The 18,138-nt window shown below is 61.1% G+C and carries 13 protein-coding genes, 1 tRNA gene and 1 pseudogene; all 15 read left to right on the top strand.

Features of this window, described 5'->3' with window-relative positions; genetic code table 11:
- Nucleotides 1–77, top strand: a pseudogene (locus BDI24065_RS39765) (elongation factor Tu); the annotation flags it as partial.
- Nucleotides 78–136: 59 nt separating this feature from the next.
- Nucleotides 137–212: transfer RNA gene (locus BDI24065_RS39760), tRNA-Trp, on the top strand.
- A gap of 43 nt (nt 213–255) precedes the next feature.
- Nucleotides 256–636 carry a preprotein translocase subunit SecE gene (secE, locus tag BDI24065_RS39755; RefSeq protein ID WP_006482892.1) on the top strand — a complete coding sequence of 127 codons (381 nt, stop codon included), beginning with the start codon at nt 256–258 and terminating at the stop codon, nt 634–636.
- A 1-nt stretch (nt 637) separates the two neighbouring features.
- Complete coding sequence (nusG, locus tag BDI24065_RS39750) at nt 638–1,195, top strand: transcription termination/antitermination protein NusG (RefSeq protein ID WP_175035783.1); 558 nt, start codon at nt 638–640, stop codon at nt 1,193–1,195.
- 142 nt (nt 1,196–1,337) lie between these two features.
- Complete coding sequence (gene rplK / locus BDI24065_RS39745; RefSeq protein ID WP_006477201.1) at nt 1,338–1,769, top strand: 50S ribosomal protein L11; 432 nt, start codon at nt 1,338–1,340, stop codon at nt 1,767–1,769.
- Entirely contained in the window at nt 1,770–2,468 is a 699-nt protein-coding gene (gene rplA, locus BDI24065_RS39740) for a 50S ribosomal protein L1 (RefSeq protein WP_174939873.1), read from the top strand.
- Between the two features lie 295 nt (nt 2,469–2,763).
- Nucleotides 2,764–3,261, top strand: coding sequence for a 50S ribosomal protein L10 (gene rplJ, locus BDI24065_RS39735; protein WP_174939871.1), 498 nt, complete (start codon nt 2,764–2,766; stop codon nt 3,259–3,261).
- Nucleotides 3,262–3,324: 63 nt separating this feature from the next.
- Nucleotides 3,325–3,699 (top strand): 50S ribosomal protein L7/L12, encoded by a 375-nt coding sequence (gene rplL / locus BDI24065_RS39730; protein WP_011350669.1) that lies wholly within the window; start codon nt 3,325–3,327, stop codon nt 3,697–3,699.
- Nucleotides 3,700–4,076: 377 nt separating this feature from the next.
- Complete coding sequence (gene rpoB / locus BDI24065_RS39725) at nt 4,077–8,183, top strand: DNA-directed RNA polymerase subunit beta (protein WP_175035782.1); 4,107 nt, start codon at nt 4,077–4,079, stop codon at nt 8,181–8,183.
- Between the two features lie 21 nt (nt 8,184–8,204).
- Complete coding sequence (gene rpoC / locus BDI24065_RS39720; RefSeq protein WP_175035781.1) at nt 8,205–12,449, top strand: DNA-directed RNA polymerase subunit beta'; 4,245 nt, start codon at nt 8,205–8,207, stop codon at nt 12,447–12,449.
- A 240-nt stretch (nt 12,450–12,689) separates the two neighbouring features.
- Entirely contained in the window at nt 12,690–14,537 is a 1,848-nt protein-coding gene (gene recQ / locus BDI24065_RS39715) for a DNA helicase RecQ (RefSeq protein WP_175035780.1), read from the top strand.
- Nucleotides 14,538–14,763: 226 nt separating this feature from the next.
- Nucleotides 14,764–15,144 carry a 30S ribosomal protein S12 gene (gene rpsL, locus BDI24065_RS39710; protein ID WP_006400662.1) on the top strand — a complete coding sequence of 127 codons (381 nt, stop codon included), beginning with the start codon at nt 14,764–14,766 and terminating at the stop codon, nt 15,142–15,144.
- 172 nt (nt 15,145–15,316) lie between these two features.
- Nucleotides 15,317–15,787, top strand: a complete 471-nt coding sequence (gene rpsG / locus BDI24065_RS39705) for a 30S ribosomal protein S7 (RefSeq protein WP_006477195.1) — start codon at nt 15,317–15,319, stop codon at nt 15,785–15,787.
- A 123-nt stretch (nt 15,788–15,910) separates the two neighbouring features.
- Nucleotides 15,911–18,013: an elongation factor G gene (gene fusA / locus BDI24065_RS39700; RefSeq protein ID WP_011350673.1), complete on the top strand. Its 2,103-nt coding sequence runs from the start codon at nt 15,911–15,913 to the stop codon at nt 18,011–18,013.
- A gap of 39 nt (nt 18,014–18,052) precedes the next feature.
- Nucleotides 18,053–18,138 (top strand): GTP-binding protein (locus BDI24065_RS39695; RefSeq protein ID WP_033473206.1); only part of this gene is annotated, 86 nt, incomplete at its 3' end.

Below are 18,138 nucleotides of genomic sequence, written 5' to 3'. Positions count from 1 at the left end.
AAGAAGGTCTGCGCTTCGCAATCCGCGAAGGCGGCCGTACGGTCGGCGCCGGCGTCGTCGCCAAGATCATCGAGTAAGCCAGTTATTCGTTGATCGACAGTTTTGGGGCTGGCAACAGCCAGCCCCAGTATGGTTTAGGGGTATAGCTCAACTGGCAGAGCGTCGGTCTCCAAAACCGAAGGTTGGGGGTTCGATTCCCTCTGCCCCTGCCAAAAAATAGCCACGTGTCCTACGTGGCATTTGTTTTAAGGTGTTATGGCGAATCCATCCGTCGAAACTGTAAATACCTCCGGCGATAAGCTGATGCTGGCCCTGGGCGTATTGCTGGTCTTGGCCGGATTCGTGGGCTTCTTCTGGCTGGCCAATCAGCAGTGGTATGTCCGCGGTGCCGCGTTGGCGGTAGGTATCATCGCCGGCGTGGCCGTCGGGCTGATGTCCGCACCTGGCAAGAGTCTCATCGCCTTTGCCAAGGATTCGTACAAGGAAGTCCGGAAGGTCGTTTGGCCCACCCGCAAGGAAGCAACGCAAACCACACTCGTCGTGTTCGGTTTCGTGCTCGTGATGGCGATTTTCCTCTGGTTGAGTGACAAATCGATCGAATGGGTGATTTTCTCGGCGATTCTGGGTTGGAAATGATATGAGCGATACTCCGGCATCCCCGAGCGGAAAGCGTTGGTGCGTCGTGCACGCCTACTCCGGTATGGAGAAGAGCGTGCAACGCGCGCTTCAAGAGCGCATCGAACGTGCTGGCATGCAGGACAAATTCGGTCAGATCCTGGTTCCGACCGAAGAAGTGGTCGAAGTCAAAGGCGGCCACAAGGCTGTGACCGAGCGTCGTTTCTTCCCTGGCTACGTGCTGGTGGAAATGGAAATGACGGACGAAACGTGGCACCTCGTGAAGAATACCGCGAAGGTCACCGGTTTCGTTGGCGGTGCGCGTAACCGCCCGACCCCGATTTCCCCGAAGGAAGTCGAGAAGATCATGTCGCAGATGCAGGAAGGCGTCGAAAAGCCGCGCCCGAAGACCCTGTTCGAAGTCGGCGAGATGGTGCGCGTCAAGGAAGGCCCGTTCACGGACTTCAATGGCACCGTCGAAGAAGTCAACTACGAAAAATCGCGCGTGCGTGTGTCGGTCACCATCTTTGGCCGATCCACTCCGGTCGAACTCGAGTTCGGCCAGGTCGAAAAAGTTTGATCCCGATTCGGTGGGCAGCCTCGGCTGCCCACCTTCGCGCTTACGGCCCGCGTCATGGCCGTTGAGGAGCGTCAGTAGCCAGCGGCGAAAGCGCGTTACTACTCACCGAACGCCTCCCCTGGCGTTCCAATGAGGTTCACAAATGGCAAAGAAGATTATCGGCTTTATCAAGCTGCAGATCCCTGCAGGTAAAGCCAACCCGTCGCCGCCGGTCGGTCCGGCACTGGGCCAGCGCGGCCTGAACATCATGGAGTTCTGCAAGGCGTTCAACGCGCAGACTCAAGGCATGGAGCCGGGTCTGCCGGTGCCGGTGGTCATCACGGCATTCGCTGACAAGAGCTTCACGTTCGTGATGAAGACGCCGCCGGCGACCGTCCTGATCAAGAAGGCGGCGAAGGTGGACAAGGGCTCGAGCAAGCCGCACACCGACAAGGTCGGTTCGATCACGCGCGCTCAAGCCGAAGAAATCGCGAAGACCAAGATGCCGGACCTTACGGCAGCTGATCTGGACGCAGCCGTTCGCACCATCGCTGGTAGCGCACGCTCGATGGGCATCACTGTGGAGGGCGTGTAAATGGCTAAGATCTCCAAGCGCCGTCAGGCATTTGCCGCCAAGGTTGATCGTCAGAAGCTGTACGCGATCGAAGACGCACTGAGCCTCGTGAAGGAATGCGCGAGCGCGAAGTTCGACGAGTCGATCGACGTCGCAGTCCAGCTCGGCATCGATGCAAAGAAGTCGGACCAGGTCGTTCGTGGTTCGGTCGTCCTGCCGGCAGGTACGGGCAAGTCGGTTCGCGTTGCTGTGTTCGCGCAAGGCGAGAAGGCTGAGCAAGCTCGTGCAGCAGGCGCGGAAATCGTCGGTATGGAAGACCTGGCAGAGCAGATCAAGGCTGGCCAGATGGATTTCGACATCGTGATCGCTTCGCCGGACACGATGCGTATCGTCGGTACGCTCGGCCAGATCCTCGGCCCGCGCGGCCTGATGCCGAACCCGAAGGTCGGTACGGTCACGCCGGACGTCGCAACCGCCGTCAAGAACGCGAAGGCTGGTCAGGTGCAATTCCGTGTCGACAAGGCCGGTATCATCCACGCGACCATCGGCCGTGCATCGTTCGAGCCGACCGCACTGCGTTCGAACCTGTCGGCGCTGATCGAAGCGCTGCAAAAGGCAAAGCCGGCAACGAGCAAGGGCATCTACCTGCGCAAGATCGCACTGTCGAGCACGATGGGCGTCGGCGTGCGTGTTGACCAGGCTACGCTGGCAGCGCAGTAAGCAAGTATTCGGGCCGCTTCGTTCGCGAAGCGGCCTACATGGGCTTTGGGCGGTTGTTCGTGCGGTAGGGCGGGCAACCGGTTATCAAAGACCGTTGGTGGGGCGCAGCAGTCAGGTGATCCCTTAATTCAAGCCAACGCAGATGGCGAACCCGAAAAAGTTTTGCAGTGGTGAAGCCGCAGGCCGTGAAGCGATTCCCGGCGTGAGGTGGAAATACTCCTAACGAGGTCGGACGCCGTTGTTGAACGAGGTACGTGAGGTTTCGTGCCGAACGTATCGTTTCTGGAGGCTAACCGTGCCGCTTAATAGAGAAGACAAGCAAGCCGTCGTCGCTGAGGTTTCCGCGCAAGTCGCGAAGGCCCAGACCGTTGTGCTGGCTGAGTATCGTGGAATTGCGGTTGGCGATCTGACCAAGCTGCGCGCGCAAGCGCGTGAGCAAAAGGTTTACCTGCGCGTGTTGAAGAACACGCTGGCGCGTCGCGCTGTTGAAGGTACGCCGTTTGCTCCGCTGGCAGAGCAGATGACTGGCCCGTTGATCTACGGCATCTCGGAAGATGCAATTGCTGCTGCTAAGGTCGTCAACGACTTCAGCAAGAGCAATGACAAGTTGGTCATCAAGGCTGGTTCGTTCGATGGCAAGGTGATGGACAAGGCTGGCGTGCAAGCGCTGGCAAGCATCCCGAGCCGCGAAGAACTGCTCTCGAAGCTGCTGTTCGTTATGCAATCGCCTGTTTCGAGCTTCGCGCGCGCTCTGGCCGCGCTGGCCGAGAAGAAGCAAGCGGAAGCTGCGTAATCGAACGTGCATCAGCGTCATTGATCGCTGGCTGTATCCGAATTCAATTTAGGAGTATTTCAAATGGCAATCGCAAAAGAAGACATCCTGGCAGCAGTCGAAGGGATGACCGTTCTGGAACTGAACGAACTGGTCAAGGCGTTCGAAGAGAAGTTTGGCGTGTCGGCAGCTGCAGTGGCAGTCGCTGGCCCGGCAGGCGGCGGCGCTGCTGCTGCTGCTGAAGAGCAGACCGAATTCACGGTCATGCTGCTCGAAGCAGGCGGCAACAAGGTTGCAGTCATCAAGGCAGTTCGCGAACTGACGGGCCTGGGCCTGAAGGAAGCGAAGGACCTGGTTGACGGCGCACCGAAGCCCGTCAAGGAAGCAGTGCCGAAGGCTGCTGCTGACGAAGCCAAGAAGAAGCTGGAAGACGCAGGCGCGAAGGCCGAAATCAAGTAAGTTTCGGCTCGCTGCGCGAAGGCTGGCGGTATTTTCACCGCCGGCCTTTTTGTGCTTTGTGGGGACGTTATTCTGGCACTCATTCGGGAGCCCGAATAATCGGCCCCAGAAGCCAAAGAAAACCGCCTGATCGTTGTCATTGGTCACGAATGGCGGTTCTCTTTGTCTTCTGAAGCGACTGCAGAAGGCAAGTTTGGTCGGGTAGCGGGCAACACAGGCATCCGCTGCCGTCAGCCAGCGGTTGGTAGCGGCCAACCACCAAGCTTCTCGGCTCGTTCAAGCCGTCGAACGGCCATCGGGTCTCAGTCGGTGAACACTCGGGTTTGAAACGTCAAGGTATTCCGCCTCGATAGCACCCGCCGTGATTCGGAGATCGTATGCAATATTCCTTCACCGAGAAGAAGCGCATTCGCAAGAGTTTCGCGAAGCGCCCCATCGTTCACCAAGTTCCTTTCTTGCTGGCTACCCAGCTTGAATCATTCAGCACGTTTCTGCAAGCCGATGTGCCGGCCGCGCAACGCAAGCCTGAAGGTTTGCAGGCCGCGTTCACATCGGTATTTCCCATTGTTTCGCACAACGGTTTCGCGCGCCTCGAGTTCGTGAGCTATGCGTTGTCCGCGCCGGCATTCAACATCAAGGAATGCCAGCAGCGTGGCCTGACGTACTGCTCCGCGCTGCGCGCGAAGGTCCGCCTTGTCATCCTCGACAAGGAATCGCCGAACAAGCCGGTCGTCAAGGAAGTGAAAGAGCAGGAAGTGTACATGGGCGAAATGCCGCTCATGACGCCGACGGGCTCGTTCGTCATCAACGGCACCGAGCGTGTCATCGTCTCGCAGCTGCACCGTTCGCCGGGCGTGTTCTTCGAACACGACAAGGGCAAGACGCACAGCTCGGGCAAGCTGCTGTTCTCGGCACGGATCATTCCGTACCGCGGCTCGTGGCTCGACTTCGAATTCGATCCGAAGGACATCCTGTACTTCCGCGTCGACCGTCGCCGCAAGATGCCGGTCACGATCCTGCTGAAGGCCATCGGCCTCACGCCGGAACAGATCCTCGCGAACTTCTTCGTGTTCGACAACTTCACGCTGATGGACGAAGGCGCACAACTCGAGTTCGTGCCCGAGCGCCTGCGTGGTGAAGTCGCGCGTTTCGACATCACGGATCGTGATGGCAAGGTCATCGTCCAGAAGGACAAGCGGATCAACGCGAAGCACATTCGCGACCTCGAAGCCGCCAAGACCAAGTTCATCTCGGTGCCGGAAGACTATCTGCTCGGCCGCGTGCTGGCGAAGAACGTCGTCGATGGCGATACCGGCGAAGTGATCGCGAGCGCGAACGACGAAGTCACGGAAAGCGTGCTCGAGAAGCTGCGCGAAGCGGGCATCAAGGATATCCAGACGCTCTACACGAACGACCTGGACCAGGGCCCGTACATTTCGTCGACGCTGCGTGTCGACGAAACGACCGACAGGACGGCTGCGCGCATCGCGATCTACCGCATGATGCGTCCGGGCGAGCCGCCGACCGAAGAAGCGGTCGAGGCACTGTTCAATCGTCTGTTCTACAGCGAAGAAGCGTACGACCTGTCGAAGGTCGGCCGTATGAAGTTCAACCGCCGCGTCAGCCGTGACGAGATCACCGGCCCGATGACGCTGCAGGACGACGACATCCTCGCGACGATCAAGATCCTCGTCGAGCTGCGCAACGGCAAGGGCGAAGTGGACGACATCGACCACCTCGGCAACCGTCGCGTGCGTTGCGTCGGCGAACTGGCGGAAAACCAGTTCCGCGCAGGTCTCGTGCGTGTCGAGCGCGCGGTCAAGGAACGCCTCGGCCAGGCCGAAAGCGAAAACCTGATGCCGCACGACCTGATCAACTCGAAGCCGATTTCGTCGGCGATCCGCGAGTTCTTCGGTTCGTCGCAGCTGTCGCAGTTCATGGACCAGACCAACCCGCTGTCGGAAATCACGCACAAGCGCCGTGTTTCCGCATTGGGCCCGGGCGGTCTGACGCGTGAACGCGCAGGCTTTGAAGTTCGCGACGTGCACCCGACCCACTATGGCCGCGTGTGCCCGATCGAAACGCCGGAAGGTCCGAACATCGGTCTGATCAACTCGCTCGCACTGTATGCGCACCTGAACGAGTACGGCTTCCTCGAGACGCCGTACCGCAAGGTCGTGGACAGCAAGGTGACCGACCAGATCGACTACCTGTCGGCGATCGAAGAAGGCCGCTACATGATCGCGCAGGCGAACGCCGCGATCGACGAAAACGGCCAGCTGATCGACGAACTCGTGTCGTCGCGTGAAGCCGGCGAAACGATGATGGTCACGCCGGACCGCATCCAGTACATGGACGTTGCGCCGTCGCAGATCGTGTCGGTTGCAGCTTCGCTGATTCCGTTCCTTGAACACGATGACGCGAACCGTGCACTGATGGGTTCGAACATGCAGCGTCAGGCCGTGCCGTGTCTGCGTCCGGAAAAGCCGGTCGTCGGTACGGGCATCGAGCGCACCTGCGCGGTCGACTCGGGTACGACGGTTCAGGCGTTCCGCGGCGGCGTCGTCGACTATGTCGACGCAGGCCGTATCGTGATTCGCGTGAACGACGACGAAGCGGTCGCAGGTGAAGTCGGTGTCGACATCTACAACCTGATCAAGTACACGCGTTCGAACCAGAACACGAACATCAACCAGCGTCCGATCGTGAAGATGGGCGACAAGGTCTCGCGCGGCGACGTGCTGGCCGACGGCGCCTCGACGGACCTGGGCGAGCTCGCGCTCGGCCAGAACATGCTGATCGCGTTCATGCCGTGGAACGGCTACAACTTCGAAGACTCGATCCTGATCTCGGAGAAGGTCGTTGCGGACGATCGCTACACGTCGATCCACATCGAAGAGCTGAATGTCGTTGCACGTGACACGAAGCTCGGGCCGGAAGAAATCACGCGCGACATCTCGAACCTGGCTGAAGTCCAGCTCGGCCGTCTCGACGAATCGGGCATCGTGTACATCGGTGCGGAAGTCGAAGCAGGCGACGTGATGGTCGGCAAGGTCACGCCGAAGGGCGAGACCCAGCTGACGCCGGAAGAGAAGCTGCTGCGCGCGATCTTCGGCGAGAAGGCTTCGGACGTGAAGGACACGTCGCTGCGCGTGCCGTCGGGCATGAGCGGCACCGTGATCGACGTCCAGGTGTTCACGCGTGAAGGCATCCAGCGCGACAAGCGTGCGCAACAGATCATCGACGACGAACTGAAGCGTTACCGTCTCGACCTGAACGACCAGCTGCGCATCGTGGAAGGCGACGCGTTCCAGCGTCTCGCACGCATGCTCGTGGGCAAGGTCGCGAACGGCGGTCCGAAGAAGCTCGCGAAGGGCACGAAGATCGACCAGGCTTACCTGGAAGACCTCGACCACTACCACTGGTTCGACATCCGCCTCGCGGACGACGAAGCAGCGGCGCAGCTCGAAGCGATCAAGAACTCGATCGAAGAAAAGCGCCACCAGTTCGACCTCGCGTTCGAAGAGAAGCGCAAGAAGCTCACGCAAGGCGACGAACTGCCGCCGGGCGTGCTGAAGATGGTCAAGGTGTACCTCGCGGTCAAGCGTCGCCTGCAGCCTGGCGACAAGATGGCAGGCCGTCACGGTAACAAGGGTGTCGTGTCGAAGATCGTCCCGATCGAAGACATGCCGTACATGGCCGATGGCCGTCCGGCAGACGTCGTGCTGAACCCGCTGGGCGTGCCGTCGCGGATGAACGTGGGTCAGGTTCTGGAAGTGCACCTCGGCTGGGCCGCGAAGGGCCTCGGCTGGCGTATCGGCGAAATGCTGCAGCGTCAGACGAAGATCGAGGAACTGCGCGTGTTCCTGACGAAGATCTACAACGACTCGGGCCGCCAGGAAGATCTGGAAAGCTTCACCGACGACGAGATCCTCGAACTCGCGAAGAACCTGCGCGAAGGCGTGCCGTTTGCAACGCCGGTGTTCGACGGTGCGACCGAGGAAGAAATGGGCAAGATGCTCGACCTCGCGTTCCCGGACGACATCGCGGAACAGCTCGGCATGAACCCGTCGAAGAACCAGGTCCGTCTGTACGACGGCCGCACGGGTGAAATGTTCGAACGTCGCGTGACGCTTGGCTACATGCACTACCTGAAGCTGCACCACTTGGTCGACGACAAGATGCACGCGCGTTCGACCGGCCCGTACTCGCTCGTCACGCAGCAGCCGCTGGGTGGTAAGGCGCAGTTCGGTGGCCAGCGTTTCGGTGAAATGGAAGTGTGGGCACTCGAAGCGTACGGCGCGTCCTACGTGCTGCAGGAAATGCTGACGGTGAAGTCGGACGACGTGAACGGCCGTACCAAGGTTTATGAAAACCTGGTCAAGGGCGATCACGTGATCGATGCAGGCATGCCGGAATCCTTCAACGTGCTCGTGAAGGAAATCCGCTCGCTCGGTATCGATATCGATCTCGACCGCAATTAATCGGACTACGGAGAGAAAGCAATGAAAGCTCTGCTCGATCTATTCAAGCAAGTCCAACAGGAAGAAGTTTTCGACGCGATCAAGATCGGTCTGGCCTCGCCGGACAAGATCCGTTCGTGGTCGTTCGGCGAAGTGAAGAAGCCGGAGACCATCAACTACCGTACGTTCAAGCCGGAACGCGATGGTCTCTTCTGCGCGAAGATCTTCGGGCCGATCAAGGACTACGAGTGCCTGTGCGGCAAGTACAAGCGTCTGAAGCACCGCGGCGTGATCTGCGAGAAGTGCGGCGTCGAAGTGACGCTGGCGAAGGTGCGTCGCGAACGGATGGGCCACATCGAACTGGCCTCGCCGGTCGCGCACATCTGGTTCCTGAAGTCGCTGCCGTCGCGTCTGGGCATGGTGCTCGACATGACGCTGCGCGACATCGAACGCGTGCTGTACTTCGAAGCCTATGTGGTGATCGAACCGGGCATGACGCCGCTGAAGGCGCGGCAGATCATGACCGAAGAGGATTACTACAACAAGGTCGAGGAATACGGCGACGAATTCCGTGCCGAAATGGGCGCGGAAGGCGTGCGTGAACTGCTGCGTGCGATCAACATCGACGAGCAGGTCGAGACGCTGCGCACCGAGCTGAAGAACACCGGCTCGGAAGCGAAGATCAAGAAGTACGCGAAGCGCCTGAAGGTCCTCGAGGCATTCCAGCGCTCGGGCATCAAGCCCGAGTGGATGATCCTCGAAGTGCTGCCGGTGCTGCCGCCGGAACTGCGTCCGCTCGTGCCGCTGGACGGCGGCCGTTTCGCGACGTCGGACCTGAACGACCTGTATCGCCGCGTGATCAACCGTAACAACCGGTTGAAGCGTCTGCTCGAGCTGAAGGCGCCTGAAATCATCGTCCGCAACGAAAAGCGGATGCTGCAGGAAGCCGTCGACTCGCTGCTCGACAACGGTCGTCGCGGCAAGGCGATGACGGGCGCGAACAAGCGTCCGCTGAAGTCGCTCGCCGACATGATCAAGGGCAAGGGCGGCCGTTTCCGTCAGAACCTGCTGGGCAAGCGCGTCGACTACTCGGGCCGTTCGGTCATCGTGGTCGGTCCGACGCTGAAGCTGCACCAGTGCGGTCTGCCGAAGCTGATGGCGCTCGAGCTGTTCAAGCCGTTCATCTTCAACAAGCTGGAAGTGATGGGCGTCGCGACGACCATCAAGGCTGCGAAGAAGGAAGTCGAGAACCAGACGCCGGTGGTGTGGGACATCCTCGAAGAGGTGATCCGCGAGCACCCGGTGATGCTGAACCGTGCGCCGACGCTGCACCGTCTCGGTATCCAGGCGTTCGAGCCGGTGCTGATCGAAGGTAAGGCAATTCAGCTGCACCCGCTCGTCTGCGCGGCGTTCAACGCCGACTTCGACGGTGACCAGATGGCCGTTCACGTGCCGCTGTCGCTCGAAGCGCAGATGGAAGCGCGTACGCTGATGCTGGCGTCGAACAACGTGCTGTTCCCGGCCAACGGCGATCCGTCGATCGTGCCGTCGCAGGATATCGTGCTGGGTCTGTACTACGCGACCCGCGAAGCGGTCAACGGCAAGGGCGAAGGCCTGTCGTTCACGGGCGTGTCGGAAGCAATCCGCGCGTACGAGAACAAGGAAGTCGAGCTCGCATCGCGCGTCAACGTGCGGATCACCGAAATGGTCCGCAACGAAGACACGTCGGAAGGCGCGCCGGAATTCGTGCCGAAGATCTCGCTGTACGCGACGACCGTCGGCCGCGCGATCCTGTCGGAGATCCTGCCGCACGGCCTGCCGTTCTCGGTGCTGAACAAGCCGCTGAAGAAGAAGGAAATCTCGCGCCTGATCAACACGGCGTTCCGCAAGTGCGGCCTGCGCGCGACGGTGGTGTTTGCCGATCAGCTGATGCAGTCGGGTTTCCGTCTCGCGACGCGTGCCGGTATTTCGATCTGCGTGGACGACATGCTCGTGCCGCCGCAGAAGGAAACGATCGTCGGCGACGCCGCGAAGAAGGTGAAGGAGTACGACCGTCAGTACATGTCGGGTCTCGTCACCGCGCAGGAACGCTACAACAACGTGGTCGACATCTGGTCGGCAACGTCGGAAGCGGTCGGCAAGGCGATGATGGAGCAGCTGTCGACGGAGCCGGTGACGGACCGCGACGGCAACGAGACGCGCCAGGAGTCGTTCAACTCGATCTACATGATGGCCGACTCGGGCGCCCGGGGTTCGGCGGTTCAGATTCGTCAGCTGGCCGGTATGCGTGGCCTGATGGCGAAGCCGGACGGCTCGATTATCGAGACGCCGATTACCGCGAACTTCCGCGAAGGTCTGAACGTGTTGCAGTACTTCATCTCGACCCACGGTGCACGTAAGGGTCTGGCTGATACGGCACTGAAGACCGCGAACTCGGGTTACCTGACGCGTCGTCTGGTCGACGTCACGCAGGATCTGGTCGTGGTGGAAGACGATTGCGGCACGTCGAACGGCGTGGCGATGAAGGCACTCGTCGAAGGCGGTGAAGTCGTCGAAGCGCTGCGCGACCGTATCCTCGGCCGCGTTGCGGTTGCGGATGTCGTGAACCCGGAAACGCAGGAAACGGTGTACGAATCGGGCACGCTGCTCGACGAAACGGCGGTCGAGGAAATCGAACGCCTGGGCATCGACGAAGTGCGCGTGCGCACGCCGCTGACCTGCGAAACGCGTTACGGCCTGTGCGCGGCCTGCTACGGCCGTGACCTCGGCCGCGGCTCGCTCGTGAACGTCGGCGAAGCGGTTGGCGTGATCGCTGCACAGTCGATCGGTGAACCGGGCACGCAGCTGACGATGCGTACGTTCCACATCGGTGGTGCGGCATCGCGTGCGGCAGTGGCTTCGTCGGTCGAAGCGAAGAGCAACGGTATCGTCCGCTTCACGGCGACGATGCGCTACGTCACGAACGCGAAGGGCGAGCAGATCGTCATTTCCCGTTCGGGCGAAGCGATGATCACCGACGATTTCGGTCGCGAGCGCGAGCGTCACAAAGTGCCGTACGGCGCGACGCTGCTGCAGCTCGACGGCGTGACGATCAAGGCAGGCACGCAGCTCGCCACGTGGGATCCGCTGACGCGTCCGATCATCACCGAGTACGGTGGTACGGTGAAGTTCGAGAACGTCGAGGAAGGCGTGACCGTCGCGAAGCAGATCGACGACGTGACCGGCCTGTCGACGCTGGTCGTGATCGACGTGAAGCGCCGTGGTTCGCAGGCTTCGAAGAGCGTGCGTCCGCAGGTCAAGCTGCTCGACGCGAACGGCGACGAAGTGAAGATTCCGGGCACGGAGCACGCAGTGCAGATCGGCTTCCAGGTCGGCGCACTGATCACCGTGAAGGATGGCCAGCAGGTGCAGGTCGGTGAAGTGCTCGCACGTATCCCGACGGAAGCGCAGAAGACGCGTGACATTACCGGCGGTCTGCCGCGGGTGGCGGAACTGTTCGAAGCGCGTTCGCCGAAGGATGCCGGCATTCTCGCGGAAGTCACCGGTACGACGTCGTTCGGTAAGGACACGAAGGGCAAGCAGCGTCTCGTCATCACGGATCTCGAGGGCAACCAGCACGAGTTCCTGATCGCGAAGGAAAAGCAGGTTCTGGTTCACGATGCTCAGGTCGTCAACAAGGGCGAAATGATCGTGGACGGTCCGGCCGATCCGCACGACATCCTGCGTCTGCAGGGTATCGAGGCGCTGTCGCGCTACATCGTCGACGAAGTGCAGGACGTGTATCGTCTGCAGGGCGTGAAGATCAACGACAAGCACATCGAGGTGATCGTTCGCCAGATGCTGCGTCGTGTGCAGATCACCGACAACGGTGATACGCGCTTCATCCCGGGCGAACAGGTCGAACGTTCCGACATGCTGGACGAGAACGATCGCATGATCGCCGAGGACAAGCGTCCGGCTTCGTACGACAACGTGCTGCTCGGTATCACGAAGGCATCGCTGTCGACCGACTCGTTCATCTCCGCGGCATCGTTCCAGGAAACGACCCGCGTGCTGACCGAAGCGGCGATCATGGGCAAGCGCGACGATCTGCGTGGCCTGAAGGAAAACGTGATCGTCGGCCGTCTGATTCCGGCCGGTACGGGTCTCGCGTTCCACAAGGCACGCAAGGCGAAGGAATCGTCGGATCGCGAGCGTTTCGACCAGATCGCAGCGGAAGAATCGTTCGACTTCGGCACGCCGAGCGCGCCGGCAGAAGAGCCGCAGCAACACCCGGCAGCCGAGTAAGTGCGGGCGGCGCGAGCCGCCTTGCCTTACCTTGCTGTCACCGAAACCGCCCGGTTCCGCCGGGCGGTTTTTTTTCATCTGTCGTTCACGTGCATGACGGGCCTGCCGTGCAGCCGCCGCAGGCCCGTCATGTGCGCGAACGAATCCTGGCCGATCGGCCAAAACCGCACGATTCGCCACGCGTCGAGCGAGCGCGTTGTTAAAATTGCGGTCATCGTTTAGCCGTCCCAGTCCTCATTCATGTCCCGCGCCCTCGAAATCCTCGACGAAGTATTTGGTTATCCCGCATTTCGCGGCCAGCAGGGCGAGATCGTCGAACACGTCGCCGGCGGCGGCGATTGCCTCGTGCTGATGCCGACCGGCGGCGGCAAGTCGCTGTGCTACCAGATCCCGGCGCTGCTGCGCCGCGAGGCCGGGCAGGGCGCCGGCATCGTCGTGTCGCCGTTGATCGCGCTGATGCAGGACCAGGTCGCCGCACTGAGCGAAGTGGGCGTGCGCGCGGCGTACCTGAATTCGACGCTGTCGGGCGCCGAGGCTGCGGCGACCGAGCGTGCGCTGCGCGAAGGCGAAATCGACCTGCTGTACGTCGCGCCGGAACGGCTGATGACGGGGCGCTTCCTCGACCTGCTCGAGCGCGCGAAGATCGGCCTGTTCGCGATCGACGAAGCGCACTGCGTGTCGCAATGGGGGCACGATTTCCGTCCGGAATACATCCAGCTGTCGGTGCTGCATGAACGGTTCCCGTCGGTGCCGCGCGTCGCGCTGACTGCCACGGCCGATGCGATCACACGCGACGAGATCATCCACCGTCTCGCGCTCGACGACGCGCGCGTGTTCGTGTCGAGCTTCGATCGCCCGAACATCCGCTACCGGATCGTCGAAAAGGACAACGCGCGTTCGCAGCTGCTCGATTTCATCCGCGCCGAACATACGAATGCCGACGGTACGACGGATGCGGGCGTCGTCTATTGCCTGTCGCGCCGCAAGGTCGAGGAAACGGCCGAATGGCTGAAGGCGCAGGGCGTGCGTGCGCTGCCGTATCACGCGGGGATGGAGTTCGAGGTGCGGCAGAAGCACCAGGAAATGTTCCAGCGAGAGGAAGGCATCGTGATGTGCGCGACGATCGCGTTCGGCATGGGCATCGACAAGCCGGACGTGCGCTTCGTCGCGCACCTGGATCTGCCGAAGAGCGTCGAAGGTTACTACCAGGAAACGGGCCGCGCCGGCCGTGACGGGATGCCCGCGAATGCGTGGATGGCGTACGGTCTCGGCGACGTCGTCCAGCAGCGCAAGATGATCGACGAGTCCGATGCGGACGACGCGCACAAGCGCGTGCAGACGTCGAAGCTCGACGCGCTGCTCGGTCTGTGCGAGACGATCTCGTGCCGCCGCGTGCGGCTGCTGAACTACTTCGGCGAGGAGAGCAAGCCGTGCGGCAACTGCGACACGTGCCTCGAGCCGCCCGATTCGTGGGACGCCACGCGTGAGGCGCAGATGGCGCTGTCCTGCGTGTTCCGCGCGCAGCGCGCGAGCGGCTTCAATTTCGGCTCGAGTCACCTGATCGAGATCCTGCGCGGCGGGCGCACCGAGAAGGTGTTGCAGCGTGGCCACGATCAGCTCACGACGTTCGGGATCGGCGCGTCGCTGTCGGAGCCCGAGTGGCGCGCGATTTTCCGGCAGCTCGTCGCGTACGGCTACCTGGCCGTCGATCATGGCGGCTTCGGTGCGCTCGTGCTGACCGAGGCCGCGAAGCCCGTGCTGAAGAACGAGGAGAAGGTCACGCTGCGTCGCTACGTGAAGCCGCAGCGCACGCGGCAGTCGTCGAGCCGCAGCGGTACGCGCGTCGATCCGACGGCCGGCATGGGCACGCGTGAGCGCGCGCGGTGGGATGCACTGCGCGCATGGCGTGCGGAAACGGCGAAGACGGACGGCGTGCCGGCCTATGTGATCTTCCACGACGCGACGCTCGCCGAGATCGCACGCAACGCGCCGGAGTCGATCGACGACCTGCGCCATATCCCCGGCATGGGCGTGCGCAAGCTGGAGCGCTTCGGCGACGAGATCATCGACGTCGTCGAGTCGGCCTGACACAGGCGTTCCGACCCTTCCGGTAAACCACACGTCCGGCCGGCGAATCACGCAAGCCGTTGACTTAGTTGGTATTTCCGGAATATGATGCTGGGTTCCGGTATTCGGTGGGTCGAGTTGCGTTCGAAAGTTCGCCCCGTTTCGCCGGTTCGGAAGTCAACTGTGCGCCGATTCTCGCTTTGCCCGAAATCGATGCGCAGATTTTGTTCAATTTCAGGAATAAACAATGCCAACCATCAACCAACTGGTTCGCAAAGGCCGTCAGTCGGAAACGACGAAGAGCAAGAGCCCGGCCCTGCAGGACTGCCCCCAGCGTCGCGGCGTGTGCACCCGTGTGTACACGACGACGCCGAAGAAGCCGAACTCGGCACTCCGTAAGGTCGCCAAGGTTCGTCTGACGAACGGCTTCGAAGTGATTTCGTACATCGGCGGTGAAGGCCACAACCTGCAGGAACACTCGGTTGTGCTGATCCGCGGCGGCCGTGTGAAGGACTTGCCGGGTGTGCGTTACCACATGGTTCGCGGCTCGCTGGATACCCAGGGCGTCAAGGACCGTAAGCAAGCGCGCTCGAAGTACGGCGCGAAGCGTGCAAAGGCTGCCAAGTAAGCAGTTTTTGATCAGGGATCGCCGCAGGGCGGTCAAGGCGGGAGTGCCGGATTGCCGGTGCTGTCGAGTAAGTGGTCACCCGGCCAAGCTGGTTAGTCGTGAAGATGTGATCGGGTTTGTTGGTGGCCGCGGAGCTGGAACCAGCTCCAACTGAACAAGTAAAGGAAGAATCATGCCGCGTCGTCGCGAAGTCCCCAAGCGGGAAGTGTTGCCGGATCCGAAGTTCGGTAACGTTGATGTAGCCAAGTTCATGAACATGCTGATGCTGTCCGGCAAGAAGTCGGTCGCAGAGCGCATCGTTTATGGCGCATTCGAACAAATCCAGACCAAGGGTGGCAAGGACCCGCTGGAAGTGTTCACGGTTGCGCTCAACAACGTCAAGCCGGTGGTCGAAGTGAAGAGCCGTCGCGTTGGTGGTGCCAACTATCAAGTTCCGGTCGAAGTGCGCCCGTCGCGTCGTATGGCATTGGCGATGCGCTGGCTGCGTGAGGCTGCGAAGAAGCGTAGCGAGAAGTCGATGGCCCTGCGCCTGGCAGGTGAACTCTCCGAAGCGGCCGAAGGCCGTGGCGGCGCGATGAAGAAGCGCGACGAAGTTCACCGCATGGCAGAAGCCAACCGCGCGTTCTCGCATTTCCGTTTCTAAGCGCCTGGCTGGGCTTTTAGCGGAAATAAATTCCGGGCGGGTGCGCTTTTCAGGCGCCTCGCCCGTTTGTGTTGAAGCATGATGCAGCTGGGCTGCATCGTGTCATCCCAGTAGAGGATCAAAGTGGCTCGCAAGACTCCTATCGAGCGCTACCGCAATATCGGTATTAGCGCTCACATCGACGCCGGCAAAACGACGACGACCGAGCGCATTCTGTTTTACACCGGTGTGAACCACAAGATCGGTGAAGTCCACGACGGCGCAGCCACGATGGACTGGATGGAGCAGGAGCAGGAGCGTGGCATCACGATCACGTCCGCTGCTACCACCGCCTTCTGGAAGGGCATGGGCGGCAACTATCCGGAACACCGCATCAACATCATCGACACCCCGGGCCACGTCGACTTCACGATTGAAGTCGAGCGCTCGATGCGCGTGCTCGACGGCGCATGCATGGTGTACTGCGCAGTGGGCGGCGTGCAGCCGCAGTCGGAAACGGTGTGGCGCCAGGCTAACAAGTACAAGGTGCCGCGTCTCGCGTTCGTCAACAAGATGGACCGTACCGGCGCGAACTTCTTCAAGGTCTACGACCAGCTCCGTCTGCGCCTGAAGGCGAACCCGGTTCCGGTCGTGGTGCCGATCGGCGCGGAAGAAGGCTTCAAGGGTGTCGTCGACCTGATCAAGATGAAGGCGATCATTTGGGACGAGGCATCGCAAGGTACCAAGTTCGACTACGTGGACATCCCGGCTGAACTCGTCGACACGTGCAATGAATGGCGCGAAAAGATGGTCGAAGCGGCTGCCGAGTCGAACGAAGACCTGATGAACAAGTACCTCGAAGCGGGCGAGCTGTCCGAAGCCGAGATCGTGAAGGGTCTGCGTGACCGTACGATCGCGTGCGAAATCCAGCCGATGCTGTGCGGTACCGCGTTCAAGAACAAGGGCGTGCAGCGTATGCTCGACGCCGTGATCGATTTCCTGCCGTCGCCGGTCGACATCCCGCCGGTTACGGGTGAACTCGAAAATGGCGAGAAGACGGAACGCCGTGCGTCCGACGACGAGAAGTTCTCGGCACTCGCGTTCAAGATCATGACCGACCCGTTCGTCGGCCAGCTGATCTTCTTCCGCGTCTACTCGGGCGTCGTCAATTCGGGCGACACGCTGCTCAATGCGACCAAAGACAAGAAAGAGCGTCTCGGCCGTATTCTGCAGATGCACGCGAACCAGCGCGAAGAAATCAAGGAAGTTCGCGCAGGCGACATCGCTGCTGCGGTCGGCCTGAAGGAAGCGACCACGGGCGACACGCTGTGCGATCCGGCACATCCGATCGTGCTCGAACGCATGATTTTCCCGGAGCCGGTGATTTCGCAGGCCGTCGAGCCGAAGACGAAGGCTGACCAGGAAAAGATGGGCCTGGCGCTCAACCGTCTCGCTCAGGAAGATCCGTCGTTCCGCGTGCAGACCGACGAAGAATCGGGTCAAACCATCATTTCGGGCATGGGCGAGCTCCACCTCGAAATTCTGGTCGACCGGATGAAGCGCGAATTCGGCGTGGAAGCGACCGTCGGCAAGCCGCAGGTGGCATACCGCGAAACCATTCGCAAGTCGGCCGCGGACGTCGAAGGCAAGTTCGTCAAGCAGTCGGGTGGTCGTGGTCAGTACGGCCATGCGGTCATTACGCTCGAGCGCAGCGAACTGGGCAAGGGCTACGAGTTCGTCGACGCGATCAAGGGCGGCGTGATTCCGCGTGAATACATCCCGTCGGTTGACAAGGGTATCCAGGAAACGCTGAAGAGCGGCGTGCTGGCTGGCTTCCCGGTTGTCGACGTGAAGGTCACGCTGACGTTCGGTTCGTACCACGACGTCGACTCGAACGAAAATGCGTTCCGCATGGCCGGTTCGATGGCGTTCAAGGAAGCGATGCGTCGTGCGGATCCTGTTCTGCTCGAGCCGATGATGGCCGTGGAAGTGGAAACGCCGGAAGACTTCATGGGTAACGTGATGGGCGACCTGTCGGGTCGTCGCGGCATTATCCAGGGCATGGACGACATGGTGGGCGGCGGCAAGATCGTGCGCGCCGAAGTGCCGCTGTCGGAAATGTTCGGCTACTCGACGTCGCTGCGTTCGCTGACGCAGGGTCGCGCAACGTACACGATGGAATTCAAGCACTACGCTGAAGCTCCGAAGAACGTTGCAGAAGCGATCATCAGCGCGAAGACGAAGTAATTCGTTATCACAATCGATTATTTTTGAAAGAAGAGAATCATGGCAAAAGGTAAATTCGAGCGGACCAAGCCGCACGTGAACGTTGGTACGATTGGTCACGTTGACCACGGCAAGACGACGCTGAC

The organism is Burkholderia lata, assembly GCF_902499025.1.
GTDB lineage: Bacteria > Pseudomonadota > Gammaproteobacteria > Burkholderiales > Burkholderiaceae > Burkholderia > Burkholderia lata_C.
This window is presented reverse-complemented; position numbering and strand designations above follow the sequence as displayed.

Bases quoted from the DNA above. Each gene is read 5' to 3' on its own strand.
- secE (WP_006482892.1), top strand. From the start codon at position 256: ATGGCGAATCCATCCGTCGAAACTGTAAATACCTCCGGCGATAAGCTG.
- nusG (WP_175035783.1), top strand. From the start codon at position 638: ATGAGCGATACTCCGGCATCCCCGAGCGGAAAGCGTTGGTGCGTCGTG.
- rplK (WP_006477201.1), top strand. From the start codon at position 1,338: ATGGCAAAGAAGATTATCGGCTTTATCAAGCTGCAGATCCCTGCAGGT.
- rplA (WP_174939873.1), top strand. From the start codon at position 1,770: ATGGCTAAGATCTCCAAGCGCCGTCAGGCATTTGCCGCCAAGGTTGAT.
- rplL (WP_011350669.1), top strand. From the start codon at position 3,325: ATGGCAATCGCAAAAGAAGACATCCTGGCAGCAGTCGAAGGGATGACC.
- rpoB (WP_175035782.1), top strand. From the start codon at position 4,077: ATGCAATATTCCTTCACCGAGAAGAAGCGCATTCGCAAGAGTTTCGCG.
- rpoC (WP_175035781.1), top strand. From the start codon at position 8,205: ATGAAAGCTCTGCTCGATCTATTCAAGCAAGTCCAACAGGAAGAAGTT.
- recQ (WP_175035780.1), top strand. From the start codon at position 12,690: ATGTCCCGCGCCCTCGAAATCCTCGACGAAGTATTTGGTTATCCCGCA.
- rpsL (WP_006400662.1), top strand. From the start codon at position 14,764: ATGCCAACCATCAACCAACTGGTTCGCAAAGGCCGTCAGTCGGAAACG.
- rpsG (WP_006477195.1), top strand. From the start codon at position 15,317: ATGCCGCGTCGTCGCGAAGTCCCCAAGCGGGAAGTGTTGCCGGATCCG.